Origin of the sequence: Plesiocystis pacifica SIR-1 (assembly GCF_000170895.1) — a bacterium.
GTDB lineage: Bacteria > Myxococcota_A > Polyangia > Nannocystales > Nannocystaceae > Plesiocystis > Plesiocystis pacifica.
In genome coordinates, this window is sequence record NZ_ABCS01000070.1 from 25363 (window position 1) to 44419 (window position 19057).

Consider the following 19057-nt stretch of genomic DNA (forward strand, 5'->3'; position numbering starts at 1 on the left):
TTTGGCCTTCGTGGACGAGTCCTGGCCTCCTGCCCCAGAGCCGCGACTCGACGCTCGAGAATGAGAGCCGCGAGCTTCCTCGGCTTTCAACCCAGGCGGAGGAGCGGAGCGGTGAAGCGACCTGCTCCAAGGCGCTGGTGGTTTGAGGGACCGAGGTGTCCGTCTGTGGGGAGAGGGGGAGGGAGCTCGCGCTCTCCCGCTCTCCGATCATTCTTGGCACGAAGAGTCTCGAATGCGCCCTTGGAGTCCGGGGCTCTGTCGACGAACTCAGCCTTTGCCTGATGGATGCTCTGGTCGTAGGATTCCGGCCATGTCCAAACACAGCGACATTCCTAGATCCGGGAGCGGTGGATGGGTCCGAGCCCTGGGTGTGCTCAGCCTGCTCACCGCCCTCGTGGGGTGCTACGAAAAAGAGAGCTGCGAGCTCGGCTTTTCGATCAACTCCTCCGAGCTCATCGGCATCCACGACTGGGTCGACGAGAGCTGCGAATTCTCCGGCTACGACGGCACTCTCATCATCTCCGACGACGAGGGGCGAGAGTGGCGCCTGACCCCGAGCTCAGACTTCCAAAAGGGCTCGCAGTTCGTAGCCACCACCTACACCGAAGGGGAGGACTCGTGGTCTCGGACCTGCGACCTAAATCTGACCACGCTCGAGGATGAGGAGTGGACCACGGGCATCCGTACCCGGATCCAGGGCACGATGACTTGCGCGCCGTTGTATTGGAGCGGGGGCGCGTCCATCAGCCCCCTGACCCTCGAGCGCTTCGAGCTCTCCGCGTTCATCGAGGAGTTCGCTATATGAGCGGGATCGCGTCCATCGCTCGGCGTTCTCTCAGGTGTGTCTGCTGTTGGAGCCTGAGCGCGAGCTTGACCCTTGGCGCGCCTGCCTTCGCGCAGGCCGCTGGCTTCGCGGCCCCGGCGACCCCCACAGAAGCATCGCCGAACCGCTCCGACGAGGTCCTGCTCGAGTCTGGTGGCTTCTTGGTCGGCGAGGTCACTGAGTACATTCCCGGGGAGTACGTCGTGATCATCCCCCGCGGAAGCACCGAGCCCAAACGCTTTGAGTGGTCTGAGGTCAGCTCGGTCACCCGCGACAGCGCGCCTTCCTCAGCCGGCGAGCTCGAGCCCGAACCCGCTCCTCCACCAGACAGCTCGGCCTTGCCCGCCCCTGCAACGGTGCCGGGGGGCGTGGTGGCCGAGCCCACGTCGGAGTCGGAGTCGGAGTCGGAGGCCGAGGGCACGCATGTCAGCGTATCCCTGCCTCCCACGGCGAAGACCCCGATCTACCTGTACCGCGTCGAGGGCGAGGCCTACGGCTCGAGTGCTGCGGGTACCATCCACGCCCTCGCCTACTCGGAGGTCTGTGAGTCTCCCTGCTTTGGGACCCTCTCGGACACCCGCGGAGAGTTCTTCGTGGGCGGCGGCAAGTACCAGGGCTCCAAGCGCTTTCGGCTCATGGGCAACGCGCCGGGCTACGACATCAAAGTCACCCCCAAGCCCAAATGGTACAGATACTTGGGCTACGGCCTCGCGGCCGGATCTGCCCTGGTCACGGGGCTCATGCTCATCGCCCCGTTCGAGGTGTCCATGCCCAAGTCCGCCGCCAAGGGCTGGTACGCGGGAGCGGGCATTCTCGGTGGCGGCATGCTGATCGGTGGTCTGACGCTGTCCTTTAGCCGAAGCAAGGTCGAGGTCGAGCGCAAGTTCAGATGAGCAGCGGAGCGTCGGGTGCTCTGGCTGGGCCGCGCTCCGCTTTGTGGGGCCCGGCCCGGGATCAGATGCCGTAGCGCTCGCGCAGCACCTCGAGGGGCTGGTCGACGACGGCCCACATGTCCCAGCCGTCGAACAGATCGACGCGCATGCCGGCTCCGCGGGCGAAGGCCTCGAGGAAGGCCTCGGCGTCGAGGTTGCCGAGCTCGGGCTCGGCGACGGGGACCATGGCGACGCCGAGATCGAACTGCGCCAGCGCAAAGAGCAGGATCGATAGGGTCTGCTCGCGCTTGCGAAAGCCGGCCGTGAACGCGGCGACCCGCAGCTCGCCAGCGGCGTCGGTCCCGTAGTCGCCGAGCACGTGGGCCATGTCGTGGACGGCGATGGCCTCGGGGGCGCCGTAGCGCTCGCCTGGGAAGGCGAAGCCGCCCTCGCGGCAGTGGTCGAAGTAGGCGCGACCCAAGGTGCCCTCGGGGAGCTCTCCGAGGGCGAGGTAGCGGGCCGCGAGCTCGGGCTCCTCGCGCCAGCCGCGGAACCTGGCCAGGCGGTCGACGAGGCCGCGGACCCCCTCGGAGCGCCAGATCTCACCGAGGGCCTCGCCGATGTACATGCGCCGGAGCACGTCGAAGCGCAGCAGGGTCAGGCGGCCCTCGATGAGCAGGCGCAGGTCCGCGAGCTCGGGCAGGTCGACGTCGAGGGCCGCCCGGAAGGCCTCGATGGCCTCGACCTGGCGCGGCCGCGCGTCGCCGCTGGTGAAGGCCGCGACGATCATCCCGGTCATCAGCTGCTCGCGGACCCCAGAGCGGGTGACGAGGGCGGCGAGCTCGGCGGGCTCGATGGGCGCGAGGGCGTCGACGTCGACCTGGCTGCGGAGCACGTGGCGCTGGGCGGCGGCGATGAGCTTGGCCTCGATGGGGTTGATGGGCGCCTCGAGGGTCAGCACGGTCTTGATCGCGCGCAGGCCCGCGCGGGCCTCGGACTCGGTCGGTCGGGTCAGCTCCATGGCTTGGATCTACCACCGCGGCGGCGGGCCGCGGGTCTCGAACTTTTTGTGATCGAAAAGCGGGGGAGCTCGACAGGTAGGGCGTGCTGGCGAGAGCCGCCGGCCAGGAGACACCAAGATGACCGCTCACGACCGCATCCAATCCCCCCTCCTCTCGATCTCGCGCCGCGCCGCCGCAGTGGCGTGCGGTGCCCTGGCGACGGCCATGATCCTTGCGCCGAGCTCCGCCCACGCGGGCGACCTGCTGTTCCGGGTGGGTCAGTACGACGACCTCGACGCCCAGGCGAGCGAAGCCTCCAACGAGTTCGCCCAGGGCGAGGGCCACAGCCCGAGCTCGCTCCTCGACCTCGGCGTGGTCTCGGCCGCCAGCCCCAAGAAGAAGGGCAGCCCCGCGGTCGCGGGCTACCTCTACGACGACCTCAACTGCAGCTCGTGCACGGAGAGCCTCGAGCTCGACTTCGAGCTCGACCAGGCCTACGCCGCCGGTGACCTGCGCCTGAGCCTCGCCCGCTACGGCAGCGAGGCGAACGTCGTGTCCCTCGACGGCACGGAGCTCGCCCAGGTCCGGGTCAGCGAAAACAACGGCGCGAGGTTCAAGATCACCTTGCCGGCCATGAGCGCGGGCTCGCACACCGTGGCCATCGACTACGCCGGGGCTGGGGCGGACAACGGCAACCACCTCGATTACATCTTGCTCGAGGACGTCAGCGGCTCGGGCTCGGGCTCCGGCGGAGGCGGCAGCGAGCTGTGGCGCCTCGGGACCTTCGACGGTCAGTACTCGACGTCCGCGGCGGGCAGCGACGAGTTCGCGTGGACCGGCGCGTGGAGCGACGAGCGCATCTACGACGTGCGCGACGCGGACCACGACGCGAACAACCCCGACGCGCCGAAGGCCCTGTCGCGGGCGACCCAGGCCCTGGCTAACTCCGTCGCCCAGCTCAAGGTCGAGTTCGACCTCGAGCGAAGCTACGACCGCGGGGAGCTCCTGCTCAGCTACGCCCGCTACGGCGCCGAGATGGATCAGGTCAAGTTCAACGGCGTCGAGATCGGCCGCTTCCAGGGGCAGGAGACGGTGTGGATCCGCGCCGAGTTCCTGCTGCCGGCGGTGACCGTCGACCCCCAAGACCCGAGCTCGAAGGCGCAAGAGGTCGCCGTGCGGGTCGTGGGGGAGCGCGGCGACGGCTACCACTTCATCGACATGCTCAAGCTCAGCGAGCTGTAGGCGACGGCAGGACCTGGGCGGCGATGTCGGCCGCCCAGGTCTCGAGGCCCTGGAGCGTCGAGGCGAGCTCTTCGCCCGTGCGCGTCAGGGCGTCGAGCTCGGCCTCGAGCAGGACCTTGGCCTTGCGGATGCGCCCGCGCACCGTGCCCTCGGGGATGGCAAAGACCCCGGCGATCTCCCGGGCGCGCAGCCCCTCCCAGTAGTAGAGCTCGAGGATGACCTGAGCGTCGATGGGCAGGCGCTGGAGTCCGGCGACGAGCAGCTTTTGCTCCCGGGCCTGGCGAAAGGCCGTGCTCACCCCGACGCCGAGATCGGCGACGGAGACCTCGCCCAGGCCCTCCTCGCGGGTGCGCTTGCGCTTGCGCTCCCAAGCCCACTGGCGCAGGACGTTGCGGGCGATGGCCAGCAGCCAGGTCTTGACCGCGGCCTCGCCCCGGTAGCGCTCGAGGCCCTCGACAGCGCCGGTGAAGGTGCGCTGGATGAGGTCGTCGACCTCGCCGCCGTGGCCGACCTTGGTCACGAAGAACAGGTAGAGGCTGCGAAAGTGGCGCTCGAGGAGCTGCCCGCCGGCTTCGCGGCTGCCCTCGCGCCACGCCGCGAGCAGCTCGGCGTCGTCGCGCGGGATCAGCTGGTCGTCACGCATTGCGCTAGCATCGCAGAGTTATCCGAGGAACACCAAGGATCGCGCCGCCCCAGTCCGACGCCCGCCCGAGAGCCCGCGCATGCCTCCCATTGACCACGACGACACCCTCAGCGCCAGCGAGGGCATGGGCGGGACGCCGAGCCTGGGCCTGGGCCTGGGCCTGGAGCTGGCGCGGCGTCGGGCCATGGAGCGCTTTTTTGGCGCCCCAGCCGAGCCCTTGAAGATCGGCCGCTACCTCGTCGAGGCCGAGCTGGGCAGCGGGGGGATGGGGACGGTGTGGCGAGCCTTCGACGGGGTGCTGCACCGGCCCGTGGCGCTGAAGTTCCTGCGTGGCGGCGGCGGGGCGGGGCTCGAGGGGGGCGGGCGCCTGGTCGAGGAGGCCCAGGCCCTCGCGCGCCTGTCTCACCCCAACGTGGTCCCGGTCTACGACGTGGGCGAGCACGAGGGGCGGGTGTGGCTGGCCATGGAGCTGGTCGAGGGCCAGACCCTGCTGGCGTGGGTGACGAGCGAAGGGCCGAGCGTGCGCCAGCGGCTGCGCGCGTGGATCGACGCCGGGCGCGGGCTGGCGGCGGTCCACGAGGTGGGGTTGGTCCACCGCGACGTCAAGCCCGACAACGTGCTCATGGGCGCGGACGGCCGGGTCCGTCTCCTCGACTTTGGCCTGGTCCGCAGCCGCGGGCGCAGCCTCGAAGGCGCGTCCACGCGGGATGGCTCGGAGCGCAGGGCCAGCCTCCCGGCCCAGGACCAGCGCGCACCGACGCAGGAGCACGCCTTCGTGGGGACCCCGCGCTACGCCGCGCCGGAGCAGCGCCACACCGCCTGGGTCGGGGCCGAGGCAGACCAGTACGCCTTTTGCGTGGCGCTCTACGAGGCGCTGTTTGGGGTGCTGCCCCAGGGCGCGCCCCTCGACGCGGGGGCGTCTCTACCCCTTCCGCCCGGTGCGGGGCGAGGGGTGCCTCGGCGGGTCCGAGCCGCGCTGGCTCGGGGGCTGTGCCGCGACCCCGGGGGCCGACACCCGGACATGGGGGCGCTCTTGGTCGCGCTCGAGGGCCGCCCGGTGCGGACGCTCGTGGGGTGGACCATGGTCGGAGCGCTGGCCGTGGGCGCCCTGGCCGGGCTGGTGGGGGCGCGCAGCCTGGGGCCCGTCGCTAGCGAGGCGACGCCCTGTGTCGAGGCCGCGCGCGCCGTAGAAGGCTGGCCCGCGCGGCGAGCAGCCCTGGTGGAGGTCTTGGACGGCCCCCGGGCCGCGCCTGCGCTGGCTTTCCTCGACAGCTGGGTCGAAGCCTGGGCCGCGACGGCGCAGCGCAGCTGCGAGGAGGTCCACGTCGAGGGCCTGCGTTCGGAGGACAGCCTGGACCGTCGCCGCGCCTGCCTCGACGCGAGCCTGGGCGAGTTCGACGTGGTCGTGTCGGGGCTGGAGGGCGACCCGAGCCGGCTCGCGCTGATCTGGGACTGGACGCGGGATCTGTCCCTGCCCGAGTCCTGCCTGAGCGAAGCCGTCCTCGCCAAGGCGCCGCTGAGCCCCGAGCAGGCGCGCCGGGTGGACGCCCTGCGCCGCGAGCTCTTCAGCCTGGGCCTCGACGTCCAGGGGCAGCCCCTCGCCGAACGTCGAGCTCGGGTGGAGGCGATCCTCGAGCAGGGCGAGGCCGCCGAGTTCGGCGAGGTCCGGGCGCGGGCCCTCGAGCTGCGCGTCGTGCTCGCGCGCATCGCCGGCGACGAGGCGGCCGCCCGACGGGGAATTGGCCGGCTCTTCGACGAAAGGGAGGGGCCGTGGTCGGCCCAGCTGCAGGCGCGGGCCTGGCTCGAGCTGACGCGGCTCGAGCTCGAGCTCGAGCCGAGCGTTGACGCCGACGAAGCCGAATGGACGGCGGCGCGTTACCAGGGCAGCTTGGCCGATCTGTCCTGGCCGACGCGGGAGCAGGCTCGGGCGCGCATGCTCTCGGCTCGAGTCGCCTTTGCCCGCGGGCGGCCGCGCGAGGCGGTGGTGGAGCTGCGGGCGGCCGTCGAGGGCTACGCGGAGCTGGGCGCGGCGGGCGAGGCCGAGAAGCTCGACGCCTTGCGCAACCTGGCGGTGGTGCTCGGGGCGCTCGACAGCCCGGAGCTTCCTCGGGTTCGCAGGCGCATCGAGGCCCTGGCGAGGGAGCTGGGTGAGGGGGAGAGCAGCGATCGGTGCACCGACGCGGCGCTGGACGCCACGACGAGCGTCGAGGCGGGAGAGCTCGAGCGCGGCCGCGCGCAGGCGGAGGCGGCGCTCGGGGTGTGCCGCGAAGCCGACGGCGGGCGCTCGCTGAACGCCGCGTACCTTCACGCCTTGCTGGCCCTGGTCGGGCTCTACGAGGGCAAGCTCGACGACGCGCTGGGCCACGCCCTCGCGGCGGACCAGGGCTACCGCGAGGTGTGGCTCGAAGACGCCGACGCGCACGCGCTGTCGCTGTCAACCCTGGCGACGGTGCGCTTTCATCGAGATGGCCCCGCCGCCGCGGTCGACGACTACCGGCGCGCCTTGGCCCTGGCCGAAGCCAGCGCGGGCTTCGAGCCGTCGGAGCGCGAGCTGCTCCGGGCCAACCTCGCCGAGGCCCTGTTCGCCTCGGGGCAGGCCGCGGCGGCTCGGCCCATGCTGCGCCGCGCGCTCCGGGAGCTCGGGCCGGACGAGCCCAGGGGGGCGGTCCCGCGCAAGGTCTACTCCGCGGTGTTGCTCGAGCTCGGCGAGGTCGAATCCGCTTGGGAACAGATTGAGCCCGCGTTGGCGCAGTTGGCCGAGGATGCGAACGCCGTCGAGCTCGCGGACGCGCGCTTCATCGCCGCTCGGATCGCTGGGGAGGAGGGGAGGAAGGGGGAGGCGCGGGCCTTTGGGGAGGCCGCCCTGGAGGACTACCGAAAGCTGGGGGCGGACTTCGAGGAGCAGCGCAGCATCGTCGAGGCGTGGCTCGACGGGGGCGGCAGCGATCTAGAAAAAGAGTGATCGAAGCCGGAGGCTCATCGACAGTGAGGCTGTCATGAACATGCGAACGATCAACCTCCCACTCTCCTTGTTCACGCTCGCGCTCGGCCTCGGAGGCTGCGCCCTCGACGAGTCGGAAGGGCCCGTCAGCTGCGCGTCGGGCTTTGGCGCCCGGGAGTGCGCGTCGGCGGTCGTCGACCTGACTGCCCGAGCGCACCTGGGGACCATCTCGAAGGACATGCAGGGGAACTACGTGTTCACCCCCAATCCGGGCGTGGATCCGCGCTACGGCGCCGTGTTCGTGACCAACGGGACGGAGGAGGACCTGGGGATCAGGCTGGAGCTGACGCGCTACGACCTGAGTGACGACACCATCGGCCACACCGACCGAAAGGGGCAGCCCTGCGAGGATTCGGGTGATCTGACGACCTGCGACCGGCGGTGGATCGACTTTGACGAGAACGACACCGAGGTTCGGGTGATCGTCCACGAGCTCGACTCAGAGGGGGATCCGATGGGGGTTCCGGTGCTGGAGGAGGAGGTCTCGCTGTTCGGGACCTCCGAGGAGGAGGTCTCGCTGTTCGGGGACTCCGTGCCCGGAAACGTCGTCCAGCTCAACTGCTCTGGGGTGCGCCTGCTCGACGGCGACGATGACGGGCACTTTCGCCAGTACGTCTCCCTACTCTCCGTCGACGAACAAACCGGCAAGGGCGACATCGTGGTCTCGAACATCTCGGATCCGAGCACGGGCGAGGGACCAACGATCTGTGGGTGGCTGGGGGCCCACAAACAGGCCGGCGAGAATTGTCCGAACTGGCGCGACACCGAGCAGTGGACCTGGAAGCAGGTGACCTGGAATTCTGACGAGCGCGAGCTGGAGAGCCTCCCCATGGGGAAGAGCATTCGCGTGAGCGTCGACCCGAGCAGGCACCATGGGATGCTCTTCTTGCCGACCTACGATGGGAGCTGCCCCGATCTGGACGACGAGCGCCTCGACCTCAGCCCCTCGGGGCGGATGTTCCTGCGCATCGCGGACACCACCAGCAACCGCGTGACCTTCAACGACCTCGTCAGCTGCGACGTCGCCCACGTCCCGGTGGCGGTGCCGTTCACGGCGACGGGGCTGGTGGAGGAGGAGGGGGCAGACGCGAAGTTCGAGTTCGTCAATTGCGGTCCCCACGATGTCAGCGTGTGCAACTCGAGCTTCGACGGCGCGTGCGACCCGACCGACCCCACGGCCTCGGGATTCTTCACGATCGCGGCCAACGGCGAGGAGATTGTGGAGCGGTTCTACGGCGTCAACACCATCCGTGACCTGAGCTGGGTCGACAGCGACGACCCCACCGTGATCCTGCGCAAGCGGACCAAGAGCGGGGGCAACTGAGCTGTTACCGTGCGGGCGTGGCAGACTCCAAGGGAGCGCGGCGGGTCGCCCAGGTGGCCTTGGGCACGATGTTGCTCTTCGGTGTCGCCGCCACCGCAGGCGCGTGGGCTATCTGGGCCGACCTGCCGCCGCCGTTGAGCCCCGAGCAGTCCCTGCTCTCGTCCCCCTGGCCCGCGGCCCCGTGGGTGCGCATCTACGTGGCGGGCGTCCCGTACACCACCGAGCTCGCTACCCACCCGCGGATCGTGGCCCAGGCCGACGAGCACGCCGGCGTCCACACCTACGAGGTCTGGCAGTCGGTCCGGGGCCCCCACGCGCACTTGTTCATCGATCAGCTCCACGCCGAGGCGCATGTCGGCGGAGGCCCGACGCGGCTGTGGGTCGAGTTCCGCGGCGAGGAGGCCGAGCGCATCCTCGAGGTGCTGGAGACCATCGAGGACTACCCCTGCAAGGACCGCTATCGCCTGTGGCCGGGGCCCAACAGCAACGGCTTCGCGCAGTGGGTGCTCGACGAGGCAGACATCGAGCACCGCCTACCGCGGAGCTCATTCGGCGCGGGTTTTGGCTGCCGCTGAGGGCTTGCGGCCCAGGGGGTAGAGCGCCAGGAAGGCCACGCCCACGCACACGATGATCGCGACCACGCCGACCTCGCCAATGCTGCGCAGCCCGGCGTGCTCGGCCGCGAGCAGCCCGGAGAAGCCGGCCACAGTGGTCAGCGCGGCGATCAGCGAGGCCTTGCCCGTGGCCGCCAGGGTGCTGCGCTCGCGGGCGTGCCACAGGTGGATGCTCGCGTCGATGCCCAGGCCGACGACGGCGGGCATGACCACGAGGTTGAAGAAGTTCAGCCGCAGCGGCCACAGGCCCATGACCGCGATGACCAGGACCAGGCCCAGGCCCAGGGTCGCAAAGCAGGCGACCGTCGACTTGAGGTCGCGCAGGTCGAAGGCGATGAACAGCAAGATGACCAGGAGCGCGATGACGGGCAAGCGCTGGGCGTCGTCCTCGACGAGGACCATCAGGTCGGCGAACACCAGCCGACTGTCGGCGGGCTGGGCCGTGGTGCCCTCGACGATGTCGTCGACCCGGCCGCGCACGGCGATGAGCTCGTCGATGTGGTAGCCGGCGATGTTGAGGCAGGCGTGGGCGATGCGATCGGCCCGGCCGTCCTGCTCGCGGAAGGGCTCGACGGCCCAGCTGGGCAGCTCGTCCTGGCGCAGGGGGTCGGACTTGGCCAGGCGCTCGAGGGCCTCGAGGTGGGTGGTGTGGCGCTGGGCCTCCTCGTCGAGGTCGGGGAGCTCGGCGAGGAAGTCGTTGGTCCGCGAGCCCACCTCGGCGATGACCTTGGCCTTGGCGGCCTGCTCGATGGGCATGAGCGTGCGCAGGCTGTAGACGTCGCGGACCCAGGGCTCGCGGCTCTGGCCGGTGTCGATGGCCCCGGGCAGGAGCTCGTGGCGCTCGTCGAGCATGCGGTCGACGACGGTGTCGAGGTCCTCGGGGGTGTCGGCGACGAAGGCGAGGGTCTTGGAGCAGCGCCCGCCGGTGGACCCGTAGGCGATGGACGCCTTTTGCTTTTGGGCCTGGGACTTGAGCGCGCGGGTGTCCTTCTCCATGCGCAGCTGGGGCGCGCCGATGACGGCCACGACGGCGCAGGCGGCCAAGAGCACGGCGCGCCCGCGGACCAGCCAGCGGCGGCGGCGCTCGAGCTTGGCGCTCGGCTCGGCCTTGGCCGCCGCCTCGGCCCTGGCCAGGGAGCGGGCGCGCAGGGGGCCGGCGAGGGTGTCGACGGCGGGCACGAGGATCAGCGCGGCGACGAAGCAGATGGCCACGCCGACCGCCGAGATCAGCCCGAACTCCCGGAAGGCCTTGAACTCGGCCAGGGCCAGCACGGCGAGGCTGCCCGAGGTCGTGGCCATGGTCGAGGCCAGGGGGCGCAGGTGCTCGGCGATGACCGACTCCCAGTCGGCCTCCTTGCCCTGGCGCTGGCGCAGGGCGAACAGGTGCACCGAAAAGTCCACGCCCATGCCGAACAGCACGGCGAACAGGAACACGGTCAGGGCGTTGAGCTCCCCGAAGGCCAGCTTGGCGACGGCCAGGGTCAGGCCCATGGCGACGGCCATGGGCACGCCGACCAGGGAGATGGCCCGGAAGCTGCGAAAGCCCAGGAGCAGGACCGCGAGCACGGACAGGGCGGAGATCCACGTGGCCCGCCTGGCGTCGCGCAAGATGGTGTCGACCTCGCCGGACACGTTGTAGGCCGCGACGACCTCGGCGCGGGTCTGGGCGCTGACGCCCTCGGCGACGAGCTCGGCGGCGCGGGCCTGGACCCGGCCGACGACGTCCTGGGCGAAGCGCACGTCGGTGGCCGGCTTGGACAAGCTGGCCTGGATGGTGCGCACGGTGCCGTCGTCGTTGGAGTAGCTGCGCCCGACCTCCTCCTCCCACTCGATCTCGCCCTGCTCGTTCTCCTTGGGCCAGATGACGTCGACCTCGGCGGCCTCGAGCCCGCTCTGGTCGATGAGGGTCTGGCGCTGCTCGTCGAGGAAGCGCTCGAGGTCGAAGGGCTCGACATCGGCGGCCCCAGCCACGCCCTCGGGGGAGGGGCCGGGCTTGGGCGGGTCTTCGCCGGCCTCGCCCTCGTCGCCGCCGGTGTCGTCCCACTCGAGCTCCTGGTCCCAGCCCGGGTCGTCCCACCCGCCAGTGACGCTCACGGCGTTGACGTCGATGTCTCCGCCATCGTCGCCGCCGAGGCCCAAAGACATGCTCCGGGCCACGGCCTGCTTGCGCTCGGCGTCGAGCTCGTCGCGCAGCTCCTCGAGCTGGTCGAGCTCCAAAAAGTAGAGCGAGTGGTTGCGCAGCGAGGTGTAGTCGCGGACGACGGTCAGCTCTTCGGTCTCGGGCCAGGCCTCGATGGTCTCGGCCAGGCCGGTGACCATGCGCTCGGCGTCCTCGGCCGTGGGCGCCTCGATCGCGACGATGAAGCGCTCGGCGCTGCCCTTGCGCGCCTCGAGGGTGTCGAGGGCGGCGACGCTCGGGGCGGTCTTGGGCAAGAGCGCGCGCAGGTCCGTGTTGACGGCGACGCTCGAGCCGTACCAAAAGGCGAGGGCGGCGATGAGCACCGCGACGAGCACCGTCACGGCCGCGCGCTGACGGGTCGCGCTCGCGGCCGCCACCATCGCGGCGACGCGACGCGTGAGCCCGCCGGGGCTGCGCTCGGGCACCTCGCTCATGGCCGCGGAGCCTAACAGCCGACCCTGGGAAGCACCCAATGGCTGAGGTCGAAAAGTGCGGGGCCCCTGGTGCGCTCTGGCACGGGCTCCCAAGCTGCAGGAGTTCGCTGGAGTCAGCGAAAGGCGCTGCCGCGACGGCGCGGGCGTCCGCGTCGACTCGCCCGATCTGCGACCTTCTTGGCGGCGAAGGCCAGGCCGCCGACGACCACCGCCACCCCGGCGCCGACGAGGATCTTGCCGATGGAGACGTCGCGGAGGTCGATCTGAACGGGCTGGTTGGCGTCTGGGGCCTTGCCGCCCTCCCACCGCGGGGGCGCGGCGCCGAAGGCCGAGGCGGCATGCCACGCGGAGCGCTCCTGGTCGTAGCGGCGGCGCTTGGAGTCGTCGAGGAGCACGTCCTTTGCCCGACTCAGCAGGATCATGCGTTCTCCGGCGTCGTCCTGCTCCGGGTTTTGGTCGGCGTGATCACGGAGCATGCAGGTCCTGTAGGCCGCCTTGATCTCGCGGGTGCTGGCTTGGGGCTGGACCTCGAGGAGTTCGTAGTAGTCGACGAAGACCGCAGGCACGGGTCCACCTTGGCATGGGCGCTGCGCCTTGGCGAGGGCGGCCGAGGAGGGGAGCCGGGCGGGCACTGCGCTGGCTCGCGCGCCATCGAGCGCGCAGAGGTCGAGAGCGCGCATCTAGCGGGATTTTTTGAGGAATGAGGCGTGATCCCCACCTCCCGGTCGTTGAGCGCGAAGCCCGTGGCCCGTGATGGTGGGTGCCGAGGATCCACCGTGAATCGCACTGCCTTTTTCGCTTTCCCCCTCCTGTCTCTCGCAGCCTGCGCGCTGCTCTTGCCCGTGATGGCGTGCGGTGACGACTCGCCCGGAGACGCCGGCGACGAGGTCGGCGCGACGGACACGAGCGACGGGGGCAACGACGAGGTCGACACCAGCACCGACGGCGAGTCGAGCTCCGACGGCTCCACGGAGACGGAGTCCACCACGGACACGAGCGAGGAGACGACGGAGACCACGACGGAGGAGAGCACCGACGAGACCGCCACCGAGGACACGACCGACGAGAGCACCGACGAGAGCACCGACGAGACCACGGGCGACACGACCGGCGACACGACCGACGGCGGCGCCGAGTGTGGCGACGGCGTGGTCGAGGGCGACGAGGTCTGCGACGACGGCGTCAACGACGGCAGCTACGGCGGCTGCGAGCCGGACTGCTCGGCGCTCGCGGCTTACTGCGGCGACGCCATGGTCAACGGCCCCGAGCAGTGCGACGACCAAAACGACGACAGCAGCGACGGCTGCCTGGCGGACTGCCTCGTGCCCCAGAGCTGCCTCGAGATCCTCGACTTCGACGACACCGCGGCCACGGGCACCTATCTAATCGGCCCCAACGACCCGGACTCGACCTTCGCCGTCGAGTGCGACATGGACACGGACGGCGGCGGGTGGACGGGCTTCGCCGTCGAGAACACCTGCAACGGCGACCTCGACTCGCAGCTCACGGCCGTCGAGGCCGCGCCCACCGAGGGCGTCGACGTCAACTGCCGCCCCTTCACCACGGACGGCGGCGGCAACCACACCTATACCTGGGACATCACCTTCGCCCCGGGCTTCGACGAGTTCTACCTGGCCGACTTCGTGTCCCGGGCCGCGGGCGGGAACGGGGGCACCACCGAGGTCTACCCGGGGACCTACACCCAGTCCGACTGGAGCATCGCGCACAGCAACTGCGCCGGGGCGTGCGTGGGCGACGTGGGCTTTGGCTCCGCGGACGACCCGGGTCCGTCTGCGACCTTGGGCGAGACCATGATCTCCAACCTCAGCTGCGAGTCCTGCGACTTCCCCTACATGGACAACGGGACGCCGTATATGGTCGGCGCGACGAGCTCGACCTTCCGCGTGGGCTGGGGGGAGTCCGGGGGCCAGGAAGAGGGCTGGTACCCGTGGTGGAGCGGGTCGGTCTACCTGCGCTGATTCTCGCAGAGAGAAGGTGGTGTAAACGCCGCACTGGCGTCTGAGCCCGGCTCCGGTCATGCTCGGCGCAGTGAAACTAACTTTCCTAAAGCTTCCGTTCCTGACCTGCGTCGGCCTCGGCCTCGCGCTCGCGGGCTGCACCGGCGCGGGGGCGGAGGGGGACGACGAGCTCGGCTCGGACGAGACCGAGACCGAAGCTGAAGCGACGGACACCGACGCCGACTCGGAGGCGTCCGAGGGGACGGACACCGAGCCCGACCCCTGCGACGATCCCCAGCCGGGTCAGGTCTGCTTTCTGGACGGCGGCTTCTTGAGCCTGGGCCTCCAGCCGACCACGGTCGTGGCCGCCGACCTGAGCGGCGACGGCGAGGTCGATCTGGTCGCGTCGTCGATCTCGGCGTCGTTCACCCGCGTGCTCCTCGGGCAGGGCGGCGGGGCCTTCTCGGAGCCGGTGTCGAGCACCCTGGGCACGGGCGTGCGCCACCTCGCCGCGGGCGACATCAACCTGGACGGGCACGCCGATCTGGTCGTCGCCAAGGTCCTCGGGGCCACGGGCACGGGCGTCGCCCCGGGGGACGGCACGGGCAGCTTCGGCGCGGCGCCCATCGCCAACACCGGGAACACGCCGCGGGCCGTGGTCATCGGTGATCTCGACGGCGACGGGTGGCTCGACGTGGTCACGGCCGACGAGACCGGCGCGACCCTCTACGTGCTGCTCAGCGACGGGGCCGGGGCCATCCCCACCATCACGCCGCTGGCGGTCGGGGTCGAGCCCTACGACCTGGCCCTCGACGACTTCGACGACGACGGGGCCCTCGACATCGCCGTCGTCGAGCGCACGCCCTCGACGGTCAGCCTGCTGTGGGGCGCGGGCGACGGGAGCTTCGCGGCGCCCGAGCCCTTCGGCGTGGGCGACAAGCCCCGCGGCCTCGGGGCCGGAGACGTCGACGGCGACGGCGACACGGACCTGCTCTCGGCCGACCACGACGCCGGCACGGTCACCTTGTTGCGCAACCTCGGCGATCGCAGCTTCGCCGCGGGCGAGAGCTTCCCCGTTGGGGTCGCGCCTTACTCGGCGGTGATCGCCGACGTCAGCGGCGACGGCCTGGGCGATCTGGTCAGCGCCGACTCGGGCTCGGCCAGCCTCACCATCTACCCCTCCATCGACGGCGCGGGCTTCGGCGAGCCGCTGACCTTCTACGCCGGCGAGCAGCCCTTCGACCTGGCCGCGGCCGAGCTCGACGGCGACGGACGCATGGACCTGGTGGTCGCGGATTTTGCGGGCGGCAGCGTGGCCGTGCTGATCACCGGGACCTGAGCTCTACTTTGCCCCCACGAGCGTTTCGAGACCGGGGGCGCTTCGTCGCTCCGCTCCTCCGCTTTGGCTTGGTGGGCAATGGAGTTCGTGCCTTCGCATGGGCATCGGGCCGCCCCCTGGAGGGGGCGATTGGACTCACAGCTCTGAGCGCCGAGCTGTCTGGTCCGCGATACACTGCGCCTGCCATGGCGCGGGACTACGACAGCATCCTCCAGCAGGCCCTCGAGCTCGACGCGGTGGACCGGGCCAAGCTCGTGCACGCGCTGGCGCAGTCCCTCGCCGAGGAGGCGGGCCTCGACCCCGAGGAGGCCCTGGATCTGCGCGAGGAGACCCGCGATCGGCTCGACGAGAACCTCGCGAAGTCTCGGGCGATCACGGACGCTCGGATCGAGGCGGCCCTCGAGCGGGCGCGAAAGCGACGGGGCTAGGAGTCCCGACATGATCGGGAGCAAAGGAGGACTCGCTGGCCGGGCGCTCGGCCTGGTGGCCTTCACGGCGCTCGCGGCCTGCGTCCACGGGCACGCCTGGGTCCAGCCCGCGCGCTCCGGCGTGGACTGGGGCCTCCACGAGGTGTCCGCCGGCCGCGAGGGGACGACGAACACCGAGGGGCTCGAGGCCCGGGCCCGCCGCGAGGCCGAGGCCTACTGCGCCGAGCGGGGCATGGCCGTCGAGCGCTTCTCCGTCGAGTTCGAGGGGGGCAGGGGCGAGCACGACATCCGCGGCCTCGCGCCGGGCAGCCGCGTCCAGGTGCCGGACAAGGCCTACTTTCAAGGGCGCTTTCGCTGCATGTCCGAGGATCGCGTGCTCGCGCCGCCGGCCGACGCTCCGCGTTGTCCGGGTCCGCCCGGAGCCGAGCTCGTGTGGGCCTCGCGGAGCCCCTTGGGCGTCGAGGCGCTGTTCGCCGACTCCTCCCGGTTGACGCTCACCTCGCTCGAGCGCGAGCCGGGTCCCCATCCGCTCCACGCGATCGATGGGGCTTACCTGACCATCGAGGACTCCGAGTTTGGGATCCACCGGGCTCTGTCTGGGCGCTACTCCCTCGACGGTCAGCGCCTCGTCCTCGACGGGCTGCGCCTGTTCCACGACGGCCAGTACAGCGCGCTCGACACCTGCTGGTCCGAGCTCGACCACCTCGAGGTCGAGCTGCTCGAGCCCGACTGGGTCGACGCGGACCTGCCGCTGTGCGAGGGCATCGATCTGCGCCAGCCCGGGGGCTTGGGGCCGGAGCTGAGGATGAAGCGCGACGACGCCCCCGGGGCCTGGATCGACGCGGCCAGCGGACCGACCCTCGACTCGCCCGAGTACCGGCGGGACCTGCAACTCCACGTCGAGCTGAAGGTCCCGCCGCGCACGGGTCGCTACCCCGTGGGTGAGGCCCTCGCCGTCGAGCTGGTCATCGACGGGCGGCGGCTGCGGGCCTACGGGGGGATCTTGGAGCTCTCGGTCCGCCGTGATGGGGCGCTCTCGGGGCGCTTCGACGAGCTGTGGCTCGTCGCCGAGGGGGACGAGCCTTGCCTCGAGTCGCTGAGTCTCTACGCGCCTTCATGGACGGCGGAGGCTCGGTGAGTCGTCCACGACGACCCTCTGAGCGTTTTGCGCCGCGCGCGAGTGGGGGTACATTCGCGGCCATGCGCTGGCTCTCGTGTGCGTTCGTGCCCGCCCTGATCCTCTCCCTCGCCGCCTGCGACTCGGGCCCCGAGCCCGACGCCAAGCAGGACGACGCGGCCGCCAAGGCCAAGGCCGAAGAGGACGCCAAGAAGGCCGAGGAGGAGGAGGCGCTGCGCAAGGGCCTCGAGAAGAAGCAAGCGGCCGAGGCCGCGGAGAAGGCCAAGTACGACGCGATCGCCGACGTCGTGGTCAAGGCGCCGGAGAAGCTGCCCAAGGACCTCGACACGGCCTGCACCGAGCTCATCTACATCTACTCGGACTGGGTCAAGGCCATCTACTTCGACGACGACAAGTACCAGATCACCTTCTTCGACTCGAAGAAGGAGAACCTGGGCAAGGTCAAGGGGAGCTGCGCCAAGCTCGACAGCGTCGAGGCGGCGGCGTGCATGACCGAGGTCATCAAGGCCGTGACCGCCGAGGGGGCCTACACCGAAGCGCAGTTCAAGCTGCTCCAGGCCAAGCCGGACTACTTGTTCGACGCCTGCGTCGACAAGTACGCCCCGGGCAAGTAGACCCGGGGGCGTGAGCGGAGACGAGGACACGCGGGCAGACACCGAGGCGCCCTCCGAGCAAGAGCGCTCGGCCAAGAACGAGCCCGGACACGAGCCGGCGGGGAAGAAGCCCGAGGGGAAGAAGCCCAAGAAGGGCAAGGCGCCGCGCCGAGGTGCGCGTCGCGAGGCCCTGTCCAACCTCGGCGGCCCCGTCGACAGCCGCGGCGATCGAGCCTTCGCCTTCGCGCTCGCCTCGGCCATGGAGGCCCAGGCCGAGGAGGCCGACGTGCTCACCCACGGCTTCCACACCTACCCCGCGCGCATGCACCCGGCCCTGGCCCGGGTCGTGCTGCGCGAGTTCGACCTCGGCCCCGGCTCGGAGGTCCTCGATCCCTTCTGCGGCGGGGGCACCGTGGCCGTCGAGGCCATGGTCGCGGGCTGGCGCTGCCTCGGCAGCGACCTCGACCCCCTGGCGCTGCGGCTGTCGCGGGTCAAGGTCGAGCGCCGCCGCGAGCCCCAGCGCGCGCGCTTCACGGAGGTGCTCGAGGCCGTCGCGGCCGCGTCCGAGCGCCGGGTCCGGGGCCGGGTGGAGGTCCGCGCCGCGCTCTCGCCCGAGGAGCGCAGCTGGTACGATGTCCACGTCCTCAAGGAGCTCGCCGGTCTGCTCGAGGAGATCCGCGCGGTCCGGGACAAGCGGGATCGCCAAGCCCTGGAGATGGTGTTTTCGGCGATCGTGGTCAAGTTCTCGCGTCAGCGCTCGGAGACCGCGGACCGCGACGCCCCCCGGCGCTTGCGCAAGGGCCTGGTCACGGAGTTCTTCCTGCGCAAAGGCCGTGAACTCGTCGAGCGGTGGGCGGCGCTGAGCGAGGCCCTGCCCGAGCGATCCCACGAGCCGCGCTTTGTCCAGTCCGACGCCCGGCGCCTGCCGACCACGCTCTCGGGGGAGTACCGCTGCGACCTCGTCCTGACCTCGCCGCCCTACGGGGGCACCTACGACTACGCGCGGCATCACGCCCGCCGCCACGCGTGGTTGGGGATCAACGCGAAGCACCTGCGCGAGGGCGAGATCGGTGCGCGCCGGGACCTCTCGCAGCCGCACTCGAAGTCGGGAAGTGCGCGGCGAGGAGAGCGGCGTAGCGGTCGGGTCGAAGCGGGCAAGGACGCCCAAGCGCGCTGGGATCAGCAGGTGCTCGACACCCTGCGCACCCTCCACGAGCTGCTCTCGCCGGACGCCGTGGCCGTGTTGCTCATGGGGGACGCCCAGCTCGGGCGGGTCGCGGTACCGGCGGACCGGCAGCTCGAGGCGCTCGCGCCCGTGGCCGAGCTCGAGTTCCTCGCGGCGGCTTCGCAGCCGCGCCCCGAGTGGTGGACCGGCGGACACGGCCAGGAGCGACGGGAGCACCTCGTCGCGCTTCGCCGGCCGGCCTGATGGGCTGAGAATGAAGTTCTGAATCGCGCATGGCGAGCG

The 19057-nt window shown here is 70.9% G+C and carries 16 protein-coding genes; 12 read left to right on the plus strand and 4 right to left on the minus strand.

The window, feature by feature from the left end; all coding sequences use genetic code 11:
• The first annotated feature begins 310 nt into the window (after positions 1-310).
• On the plus strand, positions 311-805 hold the full coding sequence (locus PPSIR1_RS28345; protein ID WP_157596067.1) for a hypothetical protein: 495 nt from the start codon (positions 311-313) through the stop codon (positions 803-805).
• 65 nt (positions 806-870) lie between these two features.
• Positions 871-1716 carry a hypothetical protein gene (locus PPSIR1_RS28350; protein ID WP_157596068.1) on the plus strand — a complete coding sequence of 282 codons (846 nt, stop codon included), beginning with the start codon at positions 871-873 and terminating at the stop codon, positions 1714-1716.
• Positions 1717-1777: 61 nt separating this feature from the next.
• Here the strand turns inward: PPSIR1_RS28350 and PPSIR1_RS28355 are convergent, their stop codons facing one another.
• Positions 1778-2716, minus strand: a complete 939-nt coding sequence (locus PPSIR1_RS28355; protein WP_006974638.1) for a hypothetical protein — start codon at positions 2714-2716, stop codon at positions 1778-1780.
• Positions 2717-2834: 118 nt separating this feature from the next.
• Between PPSIR1_RS28355 and PPSIR1_RS28360 the strand changes: the two genes are divergently transcribed.
• Positions 2835-3938 (plus strand): hypothetical protein, encoded by a 1104-nt coding sequence (locus tag PPSIR1_RS28360; RefSeq protein ID WP_006974639.1) that lies wholly within the window; start codon positions 2835-2837, stop codon positions 3936-3938.
• Here PPSIR1_RS28360 and PPSIR1_RS44075 read toward each other — a convergent pair.
• A complete protein-coding gene (locus PPSIR1_RS44075) occupies positions 3925-4581 on the minus strand; it encodes an RNA polymerase sigma factor (RefSeq protein WP_006974640.1) in 657 nt (218 codons plus the stop codon). The two genes, PPSIR1_RS28360 and PPSIR1_RS44075, sit on opposite strands and share 14 nt — an antisense overlap.
• A gap of 79 nt (positions 4582-4660) precedes the next feature.
• Between PPSIR1_RS44075 and PPSIR1_RS28370 the strand changes: the two genes are divergently transcribed.
• From PPSIR1_RS28370 to PPSIR1_RS44080, 3 genes are read left to right on the plus strand one after another with little or no spacing between them, the layout of a single operon-like run.
• The gene (locus PPSIR1_RS28370; RefSeq protein ID WP_006974641.1) at positions 4661-7543 is read left to right on the plus strand and encodes a serine/threonine-protein kinase; all 2883 of its coding nucleotides are present in this window, start codon (positions 4661-4663) and stop codon (positions 7541-7543) included.
• A gap of 34 nt (positions 7544-7577) precedes the next feature.
• Positions 7578-8906, plus strand: coding sequence for a hypothetical protein (locus PPSIR1_RS28375; RefSeq protein ID WP_006974642.1), 1329 nt, complete (start codon positions 7578-7580; stop codon positions 8904-8906).
• Between the two features lie 17 nt (positions 8907-8923).
• The gene (locus PPSIR1_RS44080) at positions 8924-9481 is read left to right on the plus strand and encodes a DUF3750 domain-containing protein (RefSeq protein WP_157596069.1); all 558 of its coding nucleotides are present in this window, start codon (positions 8924-8926) and stop codon (positions 9479-9481) included.
• Here PPSIR1_RS44080 and PPSIR1_RS28390 read toward each other — a convergent pair.
• On the minus strand, positions 9452-12133 hold the full coding sequence (locus PPSIR1_RS28390) for an MMPL family transporter (RefSeq protein ID WP_006974644.1): 2682 nt from the start codon (positions 12131-12133) through the stop codon (positions 9452-9454). The genes PPSIR1_RS44080 and PPSIR1_RS28390 overlap by 30 nt on opposite strands.
• Positions 12134-12246: 113 nt before the next feature.
• Positions 12247-12699, minus strand: coding sequence for a J domain-containing protein (locus tag PPSIR1_RS28395; RefSeq protein ID WP_006974645.1), 453 nt, complete (start codon positions 12697-12699; stop codon positions 12247-12249).
• Positions 12700-12909: 210 nt separating this feature from the next.
• On the opposite strand from PPSIR1_RS28395, the gene PPSIR1_RS28400 reads away from it, so the two are divergent.
• The 6 genes from PPSIR1_RS28400 (at position 12910) to PPSIR1_RS28425 (ending at position 19018) form a co-directional block, all read left to right on the plus strand.
• Positions 12910-14112, plus strand: coding sequence for a fibrinogen-like YCDxxxxGGGW domain-containing protein (locus PPSIR1_RS28400; protein WP_157596070.1), 1203 nt, complete (start codon positions 12910-12912; stop codon positions 14110-14112).
• A 58-nt stretch (positions 14113-14170) separates the two neighbouring features.
• Positions 14171-15430, plus strand: a complete 1260-nt coding sequence (locus PPSIR1_RS28405) for an FG-GAP repeat domain-containing protein (protein WP_086001770.1) — start codon at positions 14171-14173, stop codon at positions 15428-15430.
• 185 nt (positions 15431-15615) lie between these two features.
• Complete coding sequence (locus PPSIR1_RS28410) at positions 15616-15858, plus strand: hypothetical protein (RefSeq protein ID WP_006974648.1); 243 nt, start codon at positions 15616-15618, stop codon at positions 15856-15858.
• Between the two features lie 10 nt (positions 15859-15868).
• Positions 15869-16996 carry a hypothetical protein gene (locus PPSIR1_RS28415; protein WP_006974649.1) on the plus strand — a complete coding sequence of 376 codons (1128 nt, stop codon included), beginning with the start codon at positions 15869-15871 and terminating at the stop codon, positions 16994-16996.
• 62 nt (positions 16997-17058) lie between these two features.
• Positions 17059-17610, plus strand: coding sequence for a hypothetical protein (locus tag PPSIR1_RS28420; RefSeq protein ID WP_006974650.1), 552 nt, complete (start codon positions 17059-17061; stop codon positions 17608-17610).
• 10 nt (positions 17611-17620) lie between these two features.
• Positions 17621-19018, plus strand: coding sequence for a TRM11 family SAM-dependent methyltransferase (locus PPSIR1_RS28425; RefSeq protein WP_006974651.1), 1398 nt, complete (start codon positions 17621-17623; stop codon positions 19016-19018).
• Positions 19019-19057: the final 39 nt, after the last annotated feature.